Here is an 18,424-nt window from a genome sequence, read left to right as displayed (position 1 = left end):
CAAAACAGCAATAGCATTCATGTTTGTTAGATAATTTCATATCTACTGCGAATAATAATTCAAACCCTACGAATGATAATCATCTGGATATTTAAAGTAATTCCTTTCTATATTTAAGTGGAATACCGTTTATAACCCTTAGATGAAGATAAATCTCCTACTGTTTTTTGCATTTTTTTTATGCGCCTGTAATGGTCAAAAGGTACCGCAAAGCGAATCGGCAAAAAAGTTCGTTGCCAAATTACAGGCCATGAACTTTGATGAGTTAAAACATCAATTAAAAGCAGATACTGCCGAACTTAACCAACTTATCAAAACGGCAACATTCGAAACGCAATTAACTTCACATATCTCACCTGGTCAAAAATCAAAAGCAGAAAAACCTGTAACCGAATTTTCAGTAAACACTGATGCGGACAAAGTTGCGCAGCTATTTAATGATTATTGCAAACAACTATTTTTTAATCAAGATTTTAGCGACGATACCCAAGCGGAATTTGAATTCGAAAGTCGCTACAACTTAACCGAAGATAATCATCTTCTAGAACAAAAAGATAGTCTGTTTAAGCCCTATACTTCAAATATAGCTATAGCAGAAAAAGCATACTATTTTAATGGAAAAAGTATCCCTAAAAAGCAAATTGGCTTGAAACGGGTTGATAGCATCGAAACGGATATCAGCTTAAAAATACCATTGGAATTTGAGAAATTTAAATTTTCAAAATCAGATAAAAATTTCGTTTTTCAAGATGAAAATATTATTGTGGAACGTGTTAAAAGTAACGTCGCCGAGTTAAAAATTCCATCAACATTGTACAGTAATATTATCGGATATCAAGCTTTCAACGCTCAAAATATTCGGATGAATACCAGTGCCTTTAGTTCCAACCCAATCCTTGAAATAAAAACCGGGGTGAAAAACGGTTTAAATGATTTGTTGGATATTTTTACCAAGGCACTTAAAGAGGGTGATGAGAGGAAAGCCAAAGGGGTGCTCAATAATATCAATCAAAATCATTTGGATGCAAGAACCGACATGATTGAATTTAAGAGTTTCGTCACTGGGCTCGCTCAAAACAAAGAGCAAAACCAAGCGATGGGCGATATTGATTTATATAACAAGATTGCAGAAATCGGTCGAAAGGTGATTGAGCCTGCACATCAATTTGTGATTCTTGAATTTCCCGATGACATCAAAACCGTTGAAATATTTGTGGCGACGAAATACCGTGACCTCAAAAATAAAAAGATAATAAAATTCAATAATCATCGTCTCGACAGAAAATTTTTCGACCCTGCAAACCCCAACATCATTTATACAGCTTTTACAGCAGGAGAAGGGCGCAAATATGGCATATCTAATCAAAATGGAGATAAAATAATCGAAGCTCGATATGAACAACTCCAACAGTTAAGCAATACTTATTTTCTAATCGATGAGAAATTATTCTGGCTAAATGTCAATGATAAAAAAATGGTCTCTTTGAAGCAATTTCAAGGTTTTGATCAAACACTGAAACCTGGTTACGATGTTTTTGAAAAAACAGTTGGAGATAGAACAGCCTATGGTGTTGTGCTTAATCGAGGTAAGGTAATTTTGCCTTTTGAATATTCGCGATTTCAAAAGTATGACAAGTTCATCATTGCCCACAAACATAATGGAGAAGATGAACTCTATGACCTTAATCTAAAAAAACTGCCAAATAAAGGCATTAAACAAATTACTGCAATTGATGAGTTTATTGCATCTGATTTAAAATATCCTAAGCTTTTTGTGGCTGAAGATGGAAATAAGAAAAAGGCTTTAGTTAATGAAGATATTCAGATATTAACCCCTTTTAAATACGAATTTATTGATCCTTTTTTTGAAATAAACGGATATTATATAGCCGGAATAAGAACTGCAGATGGCAGTAACTATTTATACGGAATAATTGATAATAATGGTAAAGAAGTGGTGCCATTTATATTTTGTAACATCGATGATGAACCAAATAAAAACAGAAAATTTAGCTTCTGTTTAGAGGATAAACATCAATCGATGGATTTTAAATTATTTTTAAAAAAATATGGACATTAAATTATGCTAAAGATGAAAGCACTACTTTTTATCACCTTGTTAGTTTGTTCTTTTGGTAAGCTTTTCTCACAAGAAAGCCAAGCCGATGATAGTATTTTGCTGCCTAAGGTATTACAGCAATTGGGCCTAAAGACTGAAGATATTAACACGCAATTATATGCAGAGAAAGTTTTACCAAATGCTAAAACACAATCGGCAGTGGTGGTGGCTAAATACCATAAAAATGAACCCGATGGCTATGGCAATTTCTATTCAGAGTATGATGTTTATGTGTTAATTGTTAACAATACAACGGGCAAAATCTTCTATAAATATTTCGAAGAAGAAGCCCTTATATCTGATGCCATTCGGCTAACGAGCATCAATATAGATACAGGAATTTTCACTTTGAACAACGAAACCCGTGCTTTCGGCATTGAGGCATATTATTCGGGCAGCAGCCAACCAAACCCACACCATCATACCGATTTGTCGCTATTTATCAAAAACAATAAGTCGTTAAAAAAAGTGCTTAACAATTTTACTACACAAAAATTTGGTGGGGAGTGGGATATGAAGTGCGTAGGAGAATTTGAGGAAGTGAACTCCACAATTATTATCGACAACAAGAATAAAAGCAAAAACTTTAATGGCTTAATCGTTAAGGATAAGATTACCAAAACCATAGGCAAGGTAGTTAATGACGAATGCGAAGAGAAAAAAACCGTTTCAATTAAGACAAGAAAACTGAAATACAATGGAATGGAATATAAATAGGCTATTTAAAACAGAAGGGAAAATTTAAGAAATGAAACGATTTTTTAAAGGATGCCTCATAGCGGTTGGTGTAATAGCACTATTAGCAGCTATATTTGTTGGTTTAGTTTGGTGGTCTATGCAGCGTAGTAAGGCAAATGCAGAAAGCGATGCCGAAGCGCTATCAAAAGCTTGTGATACGGCTAAATACATCACCGAAAATCCACAACTAACATTCTTAAAATTTACGCCAAAAGAGCTTCAAACCCTACAGTTTCAAATTTTAAGAGATGGGAAAATAAGTAATGATACTTTGGTTGAAACAGCATTTAAAGACAACAAGAATTTAAAGGTCAACATTCCATATAAGAAATTTTTAAAAACCGACACGATCATTTTAACGCTACAAAACCAGCTCAAATACTACATATCTGGTTATGGCCACTACGCCTATCTGCACTATGGAATGTTTGGCTATGTAGGTTCAAGCGATTGCCGTTTTTCAGAAAATTGTGTAATAAACAATGTGGCATCAACTGGAATAATAGAGAAATTTGATGGTTGGTTAGATCCCGAAAAATCAAAGCATATCCGTAGAATTCAACCTGTTGCCGCAGAATATAAAGCCTTCGCTGCCAAGTGTAAAATTAAGTTAAAAGAGGCTGAACAGATCTTCATTAACAATCGAAAAAACGAACATCTTTACTCTATGCTTTCGTACGGAATTGAAGTTGGACCAGAAGCTAGCTATTATATTTTCGGTGAAGAGAGGGAATCAAAAAGAGATCACATTGATATTGTTAAAATTAACACCGAAACAGGCAAGATTAAGAGATATACAAATTATCCGTTCGATAAATGAAAAATCAAATCTCCAAATATCTTCTCATAAGGTTGCTGTTTTTAGCAGTTGGGCTTTGGCTTGTGTATCATTTCGCTTTTTACTTACTGCCAAAAAATATTCAGGAAGATCAGTTTTCTTTTGTTGGTGAATTAGACTTAATCGTTGGTTTGAGCCTTGCATTTACCTTGTTTTTCAGTGCTTTCATTTTTTTCGAATACCTAAAATTTAACAAAAGCCAAAAGGCAAAACTAAAAAAATCTGCTTTGGTGATGCTATTTATCGGAGTCGTGCTTGTTTTGGTATCACTTTTTTTATCTTTTAAATTATGATGAGGCTACTCAAAATTAAAACCATTTTAAAGTTGATATTAATTGCTACTCTAATCGGGATTGTGTTTGTCGTTGCCTCTAGTTATTTAGTGAAGAATAAAACCGAAGATAAAATTTACTCGGACTTAAATGCTATTCCCAAAACGAAAGTGGCCATTATTTTTGGTGCCGGCGTACGCAATAACAAACCTAGTAAGTATTTAAAAGATAGGCTGGATGCCGGCATTTCCTTATACAAAAATAATAAAGTTGATAAAATTTTGCTCTCAGGCGATAATGGCAGAGATGAATATGATGAACTAACGGTGATGAAATTATATTGCTACGAAAATGGCGTTGATACCAATAAAATTTACATCGATTATGCGGGTTTTGATAGCTACTCAACTATGTATCGAGCGAAGCATATTTTTAAGGTGGATACAGCAATTTTAGTTACACAGCAATATCATTTAAATCGTTGCATCTACTTAGGGGAGAAACTCGGTGTGCAATGTTATGGTTTTAGTGCAAACACAGGAATCTATCAAGGCTATAAATATTATGCTTTTAGAGAAAACTTTTCCATTGCCAAAGCCACATTTGATGTGTTGCGCCACCGAAAACCCAAGTATTTAGGACAAATTGTTGATATTAATGGGAAATCTAATTATACAAAAGATAAATGATGAGATATTTAATTTTCGTTTGCTTTATTTGCCTACTTGGATGTAATCCATTTCCAAAAAAAGATGCACATCCTGAAGTGCCGCTGCTTAGTAATCTGTTAAAAGACAAAACGAAGTTTAAGAAAATTGTGGGCATGGATGGATTAAGTGAAATTCTCGTTTTAAAAAGTGATCGCTTGCTTCTCACACCTAACAATAGTAATCTTCCTTTTAAAATAATTGATGTTAACAATAAGTTAGTAATAGAGAAAAAGTTTGATTGGAAACTTCCTTTCTATGTTGATAGAGCAGGAAATTTATATTTTGATAGAGCGAAATATTATTTCCCAGACTATAATAAATCGGAGCCATTTAAAACTGTTGTTGTGCAAGACAGTTTGGATAAAAAATCGGAGGATTTGCAAAACCTAACAGATTCGTTAAGATGGAAAGCCGTTGACAAATACGAAATCAGTTTATTGAAACAGTATGGCTTACACCAATGTGAAAATTCGATTGCAAATACAGCTGGATGCAATGTTTTCAAGATCATCAATAATACATTGGTTGTAAGACAAACAGCGCTTTTTAAAAATGAATTTGAAAAAACTAAAACATCCGTGCCAAAATTTGATGAAGATGTCTTAATCGGCTGGAAAAATGGGAAACTGCCAAGCCCGGATTATTTGGCTTATTACCAATTTGGCGATCTAAAATTCAAATGCGATGATATGACTCACCCCAAAACAGTAGAAATTGCGGGCAAAAAATACCTACACTTACCGAGCGACGGCTTATATCAAATTCTGTAAATTTTCGGAGGCATATCCTGAAAGATGTATACTATCTTAGATTTTAGCCCCATCTGTTTCATTTTCGTGAACATCAATTTGCCAACACATTGAATTTCTTTCCGAAAAACAACTAAAAATCTATTAATCAACACTTTACAAGGGTAAGTTTTTTACAAAAAATTGCTCATCACGCTGTTTTTTGATTAAGCTTTTAGCATTTTGGCACAACCCTTGTAAACCTGCTGTTACATTTTACTAACCGAATTTGTTGTCTACCGCGGCAAATTCAAACTTGAAAAACATAATTATGAAAAAGACAGTTCAAATTTTCAGTATGCTTTTAATAGCATTAACAGTGATGGTTTCGTGTAAAAAGGATACCGATCCGGCAGATAGAGATTTTTTTGTAGGTACCTATAGAGGAACTGTTACCTACAGTAAAGGCGATACACAAATAACCAGCACAGATGGCAAAGTAACCGTTACAAAAGTGGATGATACCTACAGTTTCTTCTTTGGCAACAACATTCCAGATATCACTGGAGTTAAATTCCAGGAGAGCGGAAATACCTACATTAGTGTGGGTACAGGGGTTATTGGGATTACAATAGATGCCAGCACTTTGAAGATCGGCGTGGCCAATTCAAATGGTACCTGGACGGCAAACGCCACCAGATAATTACAGAAAGACATAAATCCTGGTTTCGGCCAGGATTTTTTTTGCCCTTTGTTTTTAGTTAGCTTTACCAAATGAGTGTTGAGTTAAGAAAACATATTGAAGAGATCGTAACCCTTAACGATCAGGAATTTGAAATCATCAACAGCTATTTTAGATCCAAAAGCTTAAAAAAACACCAATATCTAATTCAGGAAGATGAGGCTGTTAAAAACATCTATTTTGTTGTAAAAGGATTGCTCAAAGCAACCTACACCGATATTAATGGAAAAGAATATATCATTCAATTTGCAATGGAAAACTGGTGGATTTCCGACTTCCAGGCCTTTTATAATAACGCACAGTCAATCACCAACGTCAGCTGTTTAGAGAACGTAGAATTACTCTCCATTACCAAAGAAAACCTGGATAATATTTGTAGCGAAAGTCATAAAATGGAGCATTTTTTCAGAGTAAAAAACAGCTCTGGCTATGTCGCTTTACAACAAAGAATTTTATCACTGCTCACCACCAGTCCAAAAGAAAGATTCGAACAATTTACAAAGCAATATCCGCAGCTTTTACAACGAGTTTCTAAAACCATTATTGCCGCTTATTTGGGTATTTCCCGCGAAACATTAAGCAGACTTTCAGGCAAATTGTGATTCAACGCACATAAAATTTGTGATTCTGGTCCTTTAACGGGCTTAAGCATTCAGCTAAATTTGTTCTACAATTAAATAATAGATGATGAACAAGAAAGTTTTATTCGTGCTTACGAGCCACGACGAATTAGGAAATACAGGTTTAAAAACAGGTTTTTGGTCGGAAGAATTGGCCGCTCCATATTACGCTTTGACAGACAAAAATGTTGAGGTAGTATTGGCATCTTCAAAAGGAGGCCAACCGCCAATTGATCCGAAAAGCGAAGACCCATCTTTTCAAACTGATACCACCAGAAGAATGGACAAAGACACTGTTCTTTTAGAAAAATTGAAAAATACAAGTCCCTTAGCGGAAGTAAAAATGGAAGACTATGATGCTGTATTTTATCCAGGCGGTCATGGTCCGTTATGGGATTTAGCAGAAAGTGGTGCCTCGCAAAAGTTAATTGTAGACTTTTATGAAGCCAATAAACCTGTTGCATTTGTATGCCATGCACCAGGCGTTTTAAAAGACGTAAAAATAAATGGAGAATATTTGGTAAAAGGGAAAAACGTTACCGGGTTTACCAACACCGAAGAAGAAGCCGTTCAGCTTACCAATGTGGTACCTTTTTTAGTAGAAGATGTGCTTAAAAGAAATGGCGGGCTTTACACAAAAATCGAAGATTGGAACCCTTATGCGGTGGTAGATGGATTACTGATTACAGGACAAAACCCAGCTTCATCAGAAAAAGTTGCAGAAGAACTGCTGAAACTAATCAAATAAAGTTAAACTGCAAGATGCAAAAAGTTTCAATGCTCCATGCGTCTTGCAGTTTGCTATTTAAACGATAAAGGCATCGTCGTCTTCCTCTTCTTCAGGCACATATTTCTCAATGGCCTGTCCAATTGCGTTAACTTCTTCATCCTCCTCAAAAATTGGAAGTTCAGTTTTATAATCCAATTTTAACCAAATTGATGAGGTATCTTTCTGTATCTGGATATACTCTTTGCCATCTTTAAAAATGGTATATGAATCATTTCCTTCAGGAAAAACAGAATAATTTGTCTTCCCTATTTCTATATCAAACGGTTCTTGCATTGTTGATGTTTTTTCTGCAAAGATAACGGTTTAAAGGATTTTTTATTTAAGATTTGGAAATGAAAACTTCGGTTTTTACGGAGGTTAGCAGCCCCGCTTTTCCTGGCTAACCGGCTGGCAGGTGCTTCAACAAAAGCAGAAAAAGCTTTTGGTTTCCACTGCAATAGCCTGCCCGCCGCAGGCTGGGGTTTATAAACTATGGTTAAGCACATAGCAGAAAATAGTACCGCCAACCAAAGCCACCTAAACTCGACTGTAGCGGCAGCCCCCGATTTAAGCATCTTTCTTTCATTTTTTACACTATGCTTGGTTGTTTCACAGGTTTCTATCGGGGCTACAGCAAAAGGCGGGAGAGGTTTAACGAAAAATCTACTACAATTGCTTTCCAAAAAAATCCGCTAACCAAAAAATTACTTCCTATTGTTTAAAAATTGCATCAATTGTACTACTTTACACCAAACAATTACAGAGAGAATAGAAGATGAAGTTAACGTTTTGGGGTGCTGCACAACAAGTTACAGGAAGTATGCACCTGCTCGAGGTTGGGCATTATAAAATACTGATAGATTGTGGTTTAGATTACGAAAAGGAAACTTATCAGGAAGACAACCAACAATTTCCCTTCGATCCGGCTGATATCAATCTGGTTATTTTAACCCATGCTCACATCGATCATTCGGGTAATTTGCCCACTTTAGTACGCCTTGGTTTTGATGGCCAAGTGCTTTGTACACCACCAACAGCAGATTTAGCTTCCATTTTATTGTTCGATTCTGTTGAGCTTTTTTTAAGAAAACAAAGTCGGAAGCCCCGCACCAAAAGGGGAAATTTTAGCGGACCAAAACCCTTATACCTGCATAAACACGTAATGGATACGATTGACCGTTTTGTAACCATTGCATTTAACAAACCATTTAAAATAAATGGCGATATCAGTTTAACTTTTATTCCCGTTGGCCATTTGTTGGGTGCCGCTGCAGCAGTTTTAACCATAAATGATAACGGGGAAGAGAAAAAAATTGCCTTTTCTGGCGACATCGGTCGAGATAATTATCCTGTTTTGGTAAAGCCCGAGCCCATCCCCGAAGTTGATTATTTTGTTTGCGAGTCTACTTATGGCGGGCGCTACCACACCAAAGACCAAACATTGGAAGAGCGATTGGTAAAGGAAATTGAAGAGGCCTGTATTAAAACCCCCGGGCGATTAATTATTCCTGCCTTTAGCATCGGCAGAACGCAATCGCTGGTTTTTGCCTTGAATCAAATTTTCACAAAAAAACTGTTACCACCGGTGCAAATTTTTGTAGATAGCCCAATGGCGATACAGGCTACAGATGTTTATCGGAAACACCATAATTTAGTTAACCAAGAGGCAAAAGATTTTTATAAAACCATGGGTGATGAATTTGAATTTGAGCATTTGGCTTACGTTCAAACCATGAAAGAAAGCAAGGATGTTTCCAATTATTTCGATCCCTGCATCATCATTTCGTCGGCTGGGATGTTGGAGGGGGGACGTATTCAAGATCACCTCTACTACAATATTCAAAATTATTATTGCACCATTCTTTTTATTGGCTACTGCGCCAAAGGAACGCTTGGCTATAAACTTTTAAGTGGTGCGCCGATCGTTAGAATTAAAGACCGCGAAATGATGGTTTACGCGACCATCCGCCAAACCGATTTGTTGAGTGGCCACGGAGATCACGATGATTTAGTACGAACGGTAAAGCAAACCGGCCATCCTAAACAGGTTTTTCTGGTGCATGGCGAAGATAAAAGCTTAAAAACACTGGCTGCTACTTTGCTGGAAGATGGTTTTAATGTGGTTGCCCCAGAAAGAGGAGAAGTTTTTGAGATTTAGCTCATTGGTCCAATAGTCATTGGTTCAGCGGACGAATAATTCTAAACATCATGTCGTTGCGAAGCACGAAGCAATCTTAATGCGCTTGCATAAACCCGTTGTTGCAGGATTTCTTCTTGCCCGAGGAAACATGCTGTGTCAGTTTTCAATCGCTTGCAGATTCTTCGCTGCGCTCAGAATGACAGCAAATGAGCTTACTTCCTCACTTGCCCATCACCACGAACCACCCATTTATAACTCGTCAATTCCTCCAATCCCATTGGTCCACGGGCATGAAGTTTTTGTGTACTGATGCCAATTTCGGCGCCTAAACCAAATTGCCCACCATCTGTAAACCCTGTTGAAGCATTGGCATAAACGGCAGCCGCGTCTACTTCGTTTAAAAATCTAGTGATGTTTTTAGCATCTTCAGAGATAATCGCTTCGCTATGTTTTGAACTGTAATCGGCAATGTGATTTAATGCCGCATCGAAATCATCAACCGTTTTAACTGCCATTTTTAAAGACAGAAACTCCGTTCCGAAATGTTCTTCGGTGGCTTGGTTTAAAAGTGCTTCAGGATAAGTAGATTTAAGGATTTCATAGCTTTGCTCATCAGCAAAAATTTCCACTTGCCCATCGGCCAAAGGCGATAAAAGTGCTGGTAAATCTGCTAATCTATTTTGGTTGATTAACACACAATCTAACGAATTGCAAACGCTAACCCGTCTTGTTTTAGCGTTGAAAATAATGGCTTTGCCTTTATCTAAATCGCCCGATTCATCAAAATAGGTATGCACAATCCCTGCGCCAGTTTCTATAACTGGAATTTTACTGTTTTCGCGAACGTAATTAATCAGCGACTGGCTTCCACGTGGAATGAGTACATCAACGAAACCTCTGGCATTGAGCAACGCTTCGGTTGCAGTTCGTTCAGCAGGCAATAAGGTCAATACATCGGTGTTTATTTCATGCTTGGCTAAAACGCTATGAATTATTTTAGCAATGGCTAAATTGGAAAATTCCGCATCACTTCCTCCTTTTAAAACAGCTACGTTACCCGTTTTAAAGCAAAGCGAAAATACATCGGCGGTAACGTTCGGCCGAGCCTCGTAAATTACGCCGACCACGCCAAGGGCCACCCGAACTTTTTGAATTTGAAGTTTATTTTCTAAAGTCTTATCTGAAAGAATTTCACCGAGCGGGCTCCTTAATGCGACAACATTTTTAATATCATTTGCGATATCTGCGATGCGCTGATCAGTCAGTTTTAGTCTGTCATATTTAGGATCTTCAGCAGGCATCCGGGCCAAATCTTTTGCGTTTTCAGCAATTATTTCAACCGTATTTAAAATCAATGCCTCTGCTAAATCGGCCAACACTTCATTAATGATTTCTTTACTCAATCCTACCATTGTACGGGTTGCGTGTTTTGCCTTTTCGAAGTAATGTTTGTAGTCCATTTTGTTTTAATTAACCGCTAAGTACACTGAGTTTTTCGCAAAGAAACGCAAAGTTAAGGGCCTATAAACACAATTAGCTTAGCGTTTCTTTGCGCCTCCTCTTCGTGTTCTTTGCGGTAAAATCTTTATATTGAAGAGTAAAAATAATCGTAATGCACCAGCGGCTTTTGTTTTTTCTGTCCGATTCTTTCTTTGGCCTTATCCGATCCGTATTCTGCAATTCCTAAACCGATGAGCTGATTTTGTTCATCGATAATTTTAATAATATCGCCCTTTAAAAAATCGGTTTGTATTTCCATAATCCCGATAGGCAACAAGCTTGTGGCTTTGCCTGAGGTTAACACATTTTTTGCCCCATCATTTAATTTAACTACTCCTTTTGCAGCAGTTTCAGAATGTGCAATCCATTTTTTCTTTCCTGATTTTGTCTTCTCTGGAACGAATCGGGTATGTACAATTTCATTGTTAAGTAGGCCTGTTAAAACATGATCAGTTGTTCCGTTTGCAATGTGAACCGCAATACCGAGTTTCGCCACTTTTTGTGCCATGGTCGATTTAGTAACCATTCCGCCACGGCCAAACTGCGACTTGCCAGTTTGAATAAACGAGGCCAAATTTGAAACCGAACCAGAAATTTCTTCTATCACTTCTGATCCTGCAAGTTTCGGGTCGCCATTATAAATTCCATTTACATTCGAAAGAATAATCAAGGCATCGGCATTTAGCATTGAGGCAATTAAACCTGCCAATTCATCATTATCTGTGAACATAAGTTCGGTAACCGAAACCACATCATTCTCATTTACAACAGGAATCACATCATTCTGCAGCAAAATTTGCAGGCAGTTTTTCATGTTGAGGTAATGTGCCCTATCTCTAAAATCTTCTTTGGTTACTAAAACCTGGGCACATTTTATTTTATGCGGATCGAAGAAATTAGCATAAGTATTGATCAGTTTTACTTGGCCAATGGCCGCTAAAAGTTGGCGGGTAGTAACGGCGTCTTGTTTCTCTGAAACCTTAATTAAACTTCTGCCAGAAGCCACTGCACCCGATGAAACCAGAATAACTTCGATTCCCTGTTGTTTTATCTCGGCCAATTGGTTTACCAAATGCTGAATTCGAGATTCATCAGGTAAGCCATTCGCCTGCGTGATGACATTGGAACCTACTTTAACAATAATTTTTTTGTACCCTAATTTCATTAGCCCCTCCCAACCCTCCCCTGGAGGGAAGGCATTTTAGAAAATTAATGCGGCAATTTAACATCTATTTTTTTCAATTGGAATGAATATTAAGATCAGGGCAAATTTTTGCGAAAATGATAATAGTTGGGTGGATTTTTAACCACAGATGCACACAGATAAACACAGATTTTGGTTTTTAAACTGCTTTTATCTGTGTGTATCCTTTTTATCTGTGGTTAATCAATCTAACCAAAGAGCGGATGGCGGGACTACATTCCTCCATGAAAAACCAGACCGTTCTTTTCCAGATCAAAATCTAACCTAAAAAATTGTTAAATTGCATCAACCTGAACCAAACCAAAATGATGAAACGTATTTTACCCGGCATGCTTTTACTGAGTACAGTTGTAGCATGCAACAATCCCAAACAAAAAGAAATGAAACCTATAAAATGGCCTGATGCCAAACCGCCTGTTGCAGAAATTATTCCACATAAAAGAGTTATTCATGGCGATACTGTAGTAGATAATTACTACTGGATGATTGATTATTTTAAGAAAGGACCAGACAGTACCAAGGTTGTCGATTATTTGAAGGCCGAGAATGCTTATCTGGAAACCATGATGAAGGGTACAGAAAAGTTTCAGGCCGATTTGTTTAAGGAAATGAAGGGTAGGATTAAGGAAAAAGACGAATCTGTTCCGGTTTTTAGGAATGGGTATTTCTACTATACGCGGACTGAAGATGGCCTGCAGTATTATAAATATTGCAGGAAGAAGGGAAGTTTAAGCGCAGCTGAAGAGGTTTTACTAGATGTTGATGCATTGGCAAAAGGGCACTCTTATTATAGCGCAACTGGTTTTAGTGTAAGTCCCGATAACAAATTACTGGCTTTTGGGGTAGATAAGGTTTCGCGTAGGCAATACACCATTCAGGTTAAAAATCTCGAAACCGGAGAAATTTATAAGGATGCGATTACAAATACGGAAGGTGGGGTAGCCTGGGCTAATGATAATAAAACATTGTTTTATACTTCGAAAAATGCGGTTACGTTGCTGAGCGAAAAAATCAAAAAACATGTGCTTGGAACGGATGCAAAGGCTGATGTTGTGGTTTACGACGAGAAAGATAACACCAATTATATTGGCGTAGGAAAATCGAAAAATGGTCGTTACATTATGATTTCATCTGCAGGGACACTGACGAATGAATTTAGAATGATTGATGCTGATCATCCAGAGGCTGCTTTTAAAATTTTCTCGCCACGATCTAAAGATGTGCTATACGATGTTCTACCTGTTGATGATAAGTTCTACATCATCACCAATTGGAATGCAAAGAATTTTTGCTTGATGGAATGCGATTTGAATAAGACGGAAAAAGAAAACTGGAAAGAAGTGATTCCGAACCGGAAAGATGTTTTGTTGGAATATGGTGATGAATTTAAGGATTTCTTAGTGCTATCTGAACGCAAAAACGGTTTAACCGAAATGCATGTGTTGAAGACGGATGGCAAAGATTATTACATCAAATTTGACGAGCCAGTTTATGCAGCAGGCATTGGATCGAACCCCGAATATACTGGCAAAACACTTCGATACAACTACACTTCTTTAACTACGCCGAATTCGGTTTATGATTACGATTTGCAGAAAAAAGACAAAAAGTTAATGAAGCAACAGGAGGTTGTGGGTGGCTACGATCCGAAAAATTATGTTACCGAACGTTTGTTTGCCAAGGCTAAAGACGGAACCAAAATTCCTATTGCCATCGTTTATAAGAAAGGCTTTGATAAAATCGGGAAAGCACCATTGCTCCTCTATTCTTACGGCTCTTACGGTTCGAGTACCGAAGCATCGTTTTCTTCGCAGCGTTTAAGTTTGCTTGATCGTGGTTTCGCATTTGCTATTGCAAATATTCGTGGCGGACAGGAAATGGGGCGTCAATGGTATGAGGATGGCAAATTGATGAAAAAGAAAAATACTTTTACTGATTTTATTGCTGCCGGAGAATACCTGGTAGAACAAAACTACACTTCGAAAGCGCATTTGTATGCCAATGGTGGCAGTGCTGGTGGGTTATTAATGGGAGCAGTTGTAAATTTGGCTCCAGATTTATGGAACGGTGTTATTGCAGATGTTCCTTTTGTTGACGTGGTAAATACTATGCTCGATGAAAGCATTCCATTAACTACGAACGAATTCGATGAATGGGGAAATCCAAAGAAAAAGGACGCCTACGATTATATGAAAAGCTACTCACCGTATGAAAATGTAGAGAAAAAAGCCTACCCAAATATGCTTGTTACCACGGGTTTACACGATAGCCAGGTTCAATATTTTGAGCCTGCTAAGTGGGTGGCCAAGCTTAGGGCAAATAAAACGGATAAAAACGTTCTTTTGCTAAAAACCAATATGGAATTTGGCCATGGAGGCGCATCAGGCCGGTTCGATTATTTGAAAGATGTAGCTTTGAGATGGGCATTTTTATTTTCGTTAGAGGGTATCACTAAATAATTTCACTTTCGTTGTCATTCTGAGCCTGTCAAAGAACATTCTGATCGTGTTTCGACAGGCTCAATATGACAATCTATCCAATCCTACATATTATAAATCAATAATGAACACCAAATTAAAAACACTCCAAATTATTCATCTTGCTTTATGCAGCGGCGTTTTACTTTTCGCTTTAGTAACTATTTTTTTAAACCGCGAAATCATGTTTTTTGATGCTAACCCGGCAACTACCGCACCATTCAACCCGATTTTCCCAATTATGGGTTTAATCACTATTTCGGCCAGCATATTTTTCTTTAAAAACTTGATCGCTAAAATTGACAAATCAGAAACAGCCGAGACAAAAGTCAATTTATACCAAAGTGCCTTTATCATTAGCGCTGCGCTTTTAGAAGGAGGGGCACTTTTTAATGTTGTCGGCTTCTTCATTACGCACAATTCTTTTTTCCTGCTGTTCGCCGCTGCAAATTTTATTTTTCTGGCCTTAAAGCATCCTACTAAAGATAAATTGATTTCTGCTTTACAATTGCAATACCCAGATACCGAGGCTTTGTAATCAAATAGCCGTATCTTTGCCTTCCAATGGAATACAATGTTCATACTTTACCGAACGGCATCCGCTTGTTGCATGTGCCCTCGGCTTCTACTATATCTCATGCTTGCATCATTATCAATACCGGTTCTCGTGATGAACCCGAAGGCAAAGCAGGTTTAGCTCATTTTATCGAACATTTAATTTTTAAGCGAACAGAGAAACGCAGTACAAATCAGATTTTAAACCGTTTGGAAAGTGTGGGCGCAGATTTAAATGCCTATACAACCAAAGAATATACCTGCATCCATGCTTCGTTTTTGAATCCTTATTTAGATCGAACCCTAGATCTTTTTAACGATATCATTTTCCATTCTACTTTCCCCGAGGAAGAAATGGATAAAGAAAAAAGCGTAATCCTTGATGAAATTGCTTCTTATCTCGACCAACCGGAAGAAGCCATTAATGATGATTTTGAAGACATGCTTTTTGCAGGAAATGCTTTGGGTAATAACATCCTCGGCACTGTAGAAAGCGTAAGCAATTTCACCCGTGAGGATGTGATCAATTTCCGCAAAGCTAATTATCGAACCAATGAAATTGTAATAGCTGTTTTAGGAGATTACAGTTTTAATAGCGTGGTAAAAAAGGGCACAAAACATTTTAGTTATGTAGAAGAAAACTCCCCTTCGCTAAACCGAAAAAAACCTGCTGTTTTAAATCCAACTTCGACCGACATTTATAAGCCTATTATGCAATCGCATTGCATTGTTGGTGGGCAAACGTATTCCACTCACCACAAAAATAAGGCAGGTTTAATGTTACTGAATAATTATTTCGGGGGCAACGGAATGAGTTCGGTGTTGAATCTTCAAATCAGAGAAAAATACGGCATTGCCTATACCATCGAATCTAATTTTTCGCCGCTAAGCGATACCGGAATTTTTTCGATCTATTTCGGTACGGATAAAGAAAAACACATGAAGGCATTAACTTTAATTTTTAAAGAGATGAAAAAGTTAAAGGATCATCCTTTGAATGAGTTGCAGTTACAAAAAGCAAAAAATAAATTTATAGGCCAGATTGCTTTAAGTGAAGAGAATAGGATCGGCTTAATTATTTCAATGGCAAAAAGCCTGATTGATCATGATAGAATTGATTCGTTGGCGCAAGTTTTTGAAAGGATTAATAAAGTGAGCACGACAGAAATGGCCCAAATTGTAGATGAGGTTTTAGCACCAGAGCAATTGAATATTTTTACATTCAGTCCGATACTGGAATAATTGCTATTTTTGTAAAGTGGTAGATTGTCATCCTGAGCTTGTCGAAGGAGCAATCGGAGAGTCTTCGACAGGCTCAGACTGACAAACCTTTGGAATTTAGTCTCAGGCTTATTGTCTGAAAAAATATATTACACAATGAAATTACCAATAGTAGCTTACGGAGATCCTGTTTTAAAAAAGGTAGGAACGGATATTGATGAAAATTACCCTGAATTAAAAGAGTTGATTGCAAACATGTTTGATACCATGTACTATGCAAATGGCGTTGGTTTGGCGGCACCGCAAATTGGCTTACCCATTCGTTTATTTATAGTGGATACCGGGGAAGAGGAAGATGGAACGCCAGGCTATAAAAGAGTATTTATCAATGCCCGGATTGTAGAAGAAACCGGAGAACCCTGGAGCTTTAATGAAGGTTGTTTAAGCATTCCGGATATTCGGGAAAACATTATGCGCAAACCCAACATCAAAGTGAATTATTTTGATGAAAACTGGGTAGAACATACTGAAGATGTTGATGGCTTACCTGCTCGGGTAATTCAACATGAGTACGATCATATCGAAGGTAAACTCTTTACCGATAAGGTTAGCATTTTGCGTAAAACAATGCTAAAGAGTAAGTTAGATGCCATTTCAAAAGGAAACATCAAAACAGACTATAAAATGAAGTTTCCGAATAAAAGTAAAAAACGATAGGTTTTTATTTAAGATTTTGGAGGGAAAACGGAAACGTTATCCCTTTTTTTGTGCCCATGGCTAAGTCAGGCATCCAAGACTTTTGACTCAGAGACTAAAGACTCCCGACTTAATTTTCATTTCTTTTCTTATCCCCATCGAAGATCTGTTGCATCAGCTTACCCCATGCGAAAGGATTTAAAAGAGGGTTGGTTTGCACCATGTTCTTGTTAATCATCCTATCGAAATTATAACGATAATTCTGACTTCCGATTTCCTGCCCATCACGCGGTAGCGTTTGAATTAAGCCATTGATAGATGATCTGGAGAGGTTTTTCTTTGCTATGGCCATATCATCATCCGCTAATTTCATGGATAGAAACTCCCGGGTAAACTCTTCCGTAGTAGCCCATGGGAAAACCCTTACCGAAGGCAAATCGATTACATTGGCTTTCAGCTTAACCATAATCGTGTATTTACTATCAGGTGTTCCGGTTGGTATAACAGTGGAGAATTTTTTATAACCTATGGCCGTAAAAAGAATGGTATCACCCGGATTTACAATAAAGGTAAAATAACCCCTGTAATCGGCTGCTACACGTTTACCATTTGCAGAAAGATTGGTGATGGTAACGTAAGGAATTACGTTTGTACTATCGATATCAGTAATGATCCCAGAAAATTGTATAAGTTTTTCTTCTGCTGATCTTTGTTGTGAAAAAGCAGCGGTAGAAAAAAGAAGGCAAATTAGGGCAATACAATATCTCATTAAGACAAAAGTAATTTTAAAAATAAAACTTCCTTGTTAAATATTGTTAAAGCTAAACTTGCTCTGCCATGTTGACGGCCACAACTGAAGTAATTTGAGGTACGGCTTTCATAATTGCCTGTTCAATGCCCGATTTCATAGTCATGAAACTCATCGGACAAGAACCGCAGCTGCCTAAAAGTTTAAGCTTTACCATTCCTTCTGATGTAATTTCTTCAACAGAAACATCCCCTCCATCAGCCTTCAAATAGGGTCTGATAGTTTCTAATGCCTGTTCTACTTGCTCTGTTAAATTCATTATGTGTATTTTAAAATATAAAAATAGT

19 protein-coding genes are annotated in these 18,424 nt (G+C 37.3%); 14 read left to right on the top strand and 5 right to left on the bottom strand.

Annotation, left to right across the window (positions count from 1 at the left end):
- Positions 1-142 precede the first annotated feature (142 nt).
- The 8 genes from ACZZZC_RS02120 (at position 143) to ACZZZC_RS02085 (ending at position 7,515) form a co-directional block, all read left to right on the top strand.
- Complete coding sequence (locus tag ACZZZC_RS02120) at positions 143-2,080, top strand: WG repeat-containing protein (RefSeq protein ID WP_463484602.1); 1,938 nt, start codon at positions 143-145, stop codon at positions 2,078-2,080.
- Between the two features lie 12 nt (positions 2,081-2,092).
- Positions 2,093-2,836 carry a PA3715 family protein gene (locus ACZZZC_RS02115; RefSeq protein WP_463484601.1) on the top strand — a complete coding sequence of 248 codons (744 nt, stop codon included), beginning with the start codon at positions 2,093-2,095 and terminating at the stop codon, positions 2,834-2,836.
- A gap of 31 nt (positions 2,837-2,867) precedes the next feature.
- Entirely contained in the window at positions 2,868-3,677 is an 810-nt protein-coding gene (locus ACZZZC_RS02110; protein WP_463484600.1) for a hypothetical protein, read from the top strand.
- 307 nt (positions 3,678-3,984) lie between these two features.
- Positions 3,985-4,656: a SanA/YdcF family protein gene (locus ACZZZC_RS02105; protein ID WP_463484599.1), complete on the top strand. Its 672-nt coding sequence runs from the start codon at positions 3,985-3,987 to the stop codon at positions 4,654-4,656.
- A complete protein-coding gene (locus ACZZZC_RS02100; RefSeq protein ID WP_463484598.1) occupies positions 4,653-5,447 on the top strand; it encodes a hypothetical protein in 795 nt (264 codons plus the stop codon). Before ACZZZC_RS02105 ends, ACZZZC_RS02100 begins: the two co-directional genes overlap by 4 nt.
- A gap of 289 nt (positions 5,448-5,736) precedes the next feature.
- Complete coding sequence (locus ACZZZC_RS02095) at positions 5,737-6,108, top strand: hypothetical protein (RefSeq protein WP_463484597.1); 372 nt, start codon at positions 5,737-5,739, stop codon at positions 6,106-6,108.
- 71 nt (positions 6,109-6,179) lie between these two features.
- The gene (locus ACZZZC_RS02090) at positions 6,180-6,749 is read left to right on the top strand and encodes a Crp/Fnr family transcriptional regulator (protein ID WP_463484596.1); all 570 of its coding nucleotides are present in this window, start codon (positions 6,180-6,182) and stop codon (positions 6,747-6,749) included.
- Between the two features lie 82 nt (positions 6,750-6,831).
- Entirely contained in the window at positions 6,832-7,515 is a 684-nt protein-coding gene (locus ACZZZC_RS02085; RefSeq protein ID WP_463486468.1) for a type 1 glutamine amidotransferase domain-containing protein, read from the top strand.
- A 57-nt stretch (positions 7,516-7,572) separates the two neighbouring features.
- On the opposite strand, the gene ACZZZC_RS02080 is transcribed toward ACZZZC_RS02085, so the two are convergent.
- Positions 7,573-7,830, bottom strand: a complete 258-nt coding sequence (locus ACZZZC_RS02080) for a hypothetical protein (RefSeq protein WP_463486467.1) — start codon at positions 7,828-7,830, stop codon at positions 7,573-7,575.
- A gap of 198 nt (positions 7,831-8,028) precedes the next feature.
- Between ACZZZC_RS02080 and ACZZZC_RS02075 the strand changes: the two genes are divergently transcribed.
- Together ACZZZC_RS02075 and ACZZZC_RS02070 are read left to right on the top strand one after the other, a co-directional pair.
- Positions 8,029-8,232, top strand: coding sequence for a hypothetical protein (locus ACZZZC_RS02075; RefSeq protein WP_463486466.1), 204 nt, complete (start codon positions 8,029-8,031; stop codon positions 8,230-8,232).
- Between the two features lie 79 nt (positions 8,233-8,311).
- A complete protein-coding gene (locus tag ACZZZC_RS02070) occupies positions 8,312-9,694 on the top strand; it encodes an MBL fold metallo-hydrolase (protein WP_463484592.1) in 1,383 nt (460 codons plus the stop codon).
- A gap of 194 nt (positions 9,695-9,888) precedes the next feature.
- Here the strand turns inward: ACZZZC_RS02070 and ACZZZC_RS02065 are convergent, their stop codons facing one another.
- Both ACZZZC_RS02065 and proB read right to left on the bottom strand, forming a co-directional pair.
- On the bottom strand, positions 9,889-11,136 hold the full coding sequence (locus ACZZZC_RS02065; protein WP_463486465.1) for a glutamate-5-semialdehyde dehydrogenase: 1,248 nt from the start codon (positions 11,134-11,136) through the stop codon (positions 9,889-9,891).
- Positions 11,137-11,261: 125 nt separating this feature from the next.
- On the bottom strand, positions 11,262-12,341 hold the full coding sequence (gene proB, locus ACZZZC_RS02060; RefSeq protein WP_463486464.1) for a glutamate 5-kinase: 1,080 nt from the start codon (positions 12,339-12,341) through the stop codon (positions 11,262-11,264).
- 419 nt (positions 12,342-12,760) lie between these two features.
- On the opposite strand from proB, the gene ACZZZC_RS02055 reads away from it, so the two are divergent.
- The 4 genes from ACZZZC_RS02055 to def all read left to right on the top strand — a co-directional run bounded on the left by ACZZZC_RS02055 (position 12,761) and on the right by def (position 17,350).
- Positions 12,761-14,839 carry a S9 family peptidase gene (locus tag ACZZZC_RS02055; protein WP_463486463.1) on the top strand — a complete coding sequence of 693 codons (2,079 nt, stop codon included), beginning with the start codon at positions 12,761-12,763 and terminating at the stop codon, positions 14,837-14,839.
- 103 nt (positions 14,840-14,942) lie between these two features.
- A complete protein-coding gene (locus tag ACZZZC_RS02050) occupies positions 14,943-15,395 on the top strand; it encodes a hypothetical protein (protein ID WP_463486462.1) in 453 nt (150 codons plus the stop codon).
- Between the two features lie 26 nt (positions 15,396-15,421).
- Complete coding sequence (locus ACZZZC_RS02045; RefSeq protein ID WP_463486461.1) at positions 15,422-16,654, top strand: M16 family metallopeptidase; 1,233 nt, start codon at positions 15,422-15,424, stop codon at positions 16,652-16,654.
- A 135-nt stretch (positions 16,655-16,789) separates the two neighbouring features.
- Entirely contained in the window at positions 16,790-17,350 is a 561-nt protein-coding gene (gene def / locus ACZZZC_RS02040; RefSeq protein ID WP_463484587.1) for a peptide deformylase, read from the top strand.
- Between the two features lie 109 nt (positions 17,351-17,459).
- Here def and ACZZZC_RS02035 read toward each other — a convergent pair whose 3' ends face one another.
- Both ACZZZC_RS02035 and ACZZZC_RS02030 read right to left on the bottom strand, forming a co-directional pair.
- Positions 17,460-18,098, bottom strand: coding sequence for a peptidase associated/transthyretin-like domain-containing protein (locus ACZZZC_RS02035; RefSeq protein ID WP_056850549.1), 639 nt, complete (start codon positions 18,096-18,098; stop codon positions 17,460-17,462).
- 52 nt (positions 18,099-18,150) lie between these two features.
- The gene (locus tag ACZZZC_RS02030) at positions 18,151-18,396 is read right to left on the bottom strand and encodes a NifU family protein (RefSeq protein ID WP_056850550.1); all 246 of its coding nucleotides are present in this window, start codon (positions 18,394-18,396) and stop codon (positions 18,151-18,153) included.
- Between the last annotated feature and the right edge of the window lie 28 nt (positions 18,397-18,424).

Source organism: Pedobacter sp. AC212, from assembly GCF_979258625.1.
Note: the sequence above shows the minus strand (reverse complement) of the source record. Positions and strands in the feature narration are given on the sequence as shown.

Coding starts and splice junctions, on each gene's coding strand:
- ACZZZC_RS02035 (WP_056850549.1), bottom strand. CDS start 18,098: ATGAGATATTGTATTGCCCTAATTTGCCTTCTTTTTTCTACCGCTGCT.
- ACZZZC_RS02055 (WP_463486463.1), top strand. CDS start 12,761: ATGAAACCTATAAAATGGCCTGATGCCAAACCGCCTGTTGCAGAAATT.
- ACZZZC_RS02110 (WP_463484600.1), top strand. CDS start 2,868: ATGAAACGATTTTTTAAAGGATGCCTCATAGCGGTTGGTGTAATAGCA.
- ACZZZC_RS02120 (WP_463484602.1), top strand. CDS start 143: ATGAAGATAAATCTCCTACTGTTTTTTGCATTTTTTTTATGCGCCTGT.
- ACZZZC_RS02050 (WP_463486462.1), top strand. CDS start 14,943: ATGAACACCAAATTAAAAACACTCCAAATTATTCATCTTGCTTTATGC.
- ACZZZC_RS02030 (WP_056850550.1), bottom strand. CDS start 18,396: ATGAATTTAACAGAGCAAGTAGAACAGGCATTAGAAACTATCAGACCC.
- ACZZZC_RS02070 (WP_463484592.1), top strand. CDS start 8,312: ATGAAGTTAACGTTTTGGGGTGCTGCACAACAAGTTACAGGAAGTATG.
- ACZZZC_RS02065 (WP_463486465.1), bottom strand. CDS start 11,136: ATGGACTACAAACATTACTTCGAAAAGGCAAAACACGCAACCCGTACA.
- ACZZZC_RS02090 (WP_463484596.1), top strand. CDS start 6,180: ATGAGTGTTGAGTTAAGAAAACATATTGAAGAGATCGTAACCCTTAAC.
- ACZZZC_RS02080 (WP_463486467.1), bottom strand. CDS start 7,830: ATGCAAGAACCGTTTGATATAGAAATAGGGAAGACAAATTATTCTGTT.
- ACZZZC_RS02085 (WP_463486468.1), top strand. CDS start 6,832: ATGATGAACAAGAAAGTTTTATTCGTGCTTACGAGCCACGACGAATTA.
- ACZZZC_RS02115 (WP_463484601.1), top strand. CDS start 2,093: ATGAAAGCACTACTTTTTATCACCTTGTTAGTTTGTTCTTTTGGTAAG.
- ACZZZC_RS02045 (WP_463486461.1), top strand. CDS start 15,422: ATGGAATACAATGTTCATACTTTACCGAACGGCATCCGCTTGTTGCAT.
- ACZZZC_RS02105 (WP_463484599.1), top strand. CDS start 3,985: ATGATGAGGCTACTCAAAATTAAAACCATTTTAAAGTTGATATTAATT.
- def (WP_463484587.1), top strand. CDS start 16,790: ATGAAATTACCAATAGTAGCTTACGGAGATCCTGTTTTAAAAAAGGTA.
- ACZZZC_RS02075 (WP_463486466.1), top strand. CDS start 8,029: ATGGTTAAGCACATAGCAGAAAATAGTACCGCCAACCAAAGCCACCTA.
- ACZZZC_RS02100 (WP_463484598.1), top strand. CDS start 4,653: ATGATGAGATATTTAATTTTCGTTTGCTTTATTTGCCTACTTGGATGT.
- proB (WP_463486464.1), bottom strand. CDS start 12,341: ATGAAATTAGGGTACAAAAAAATTATTGTTAAAGTAGGTTCCAATGTC.
- ACZZZC_RS02095 (WP_463484597.1), top strand. CDS start 5,737: ATGAAAAAGACAGTTCAAATTTTCAGTATGCTTTTAATAGCATTAACA.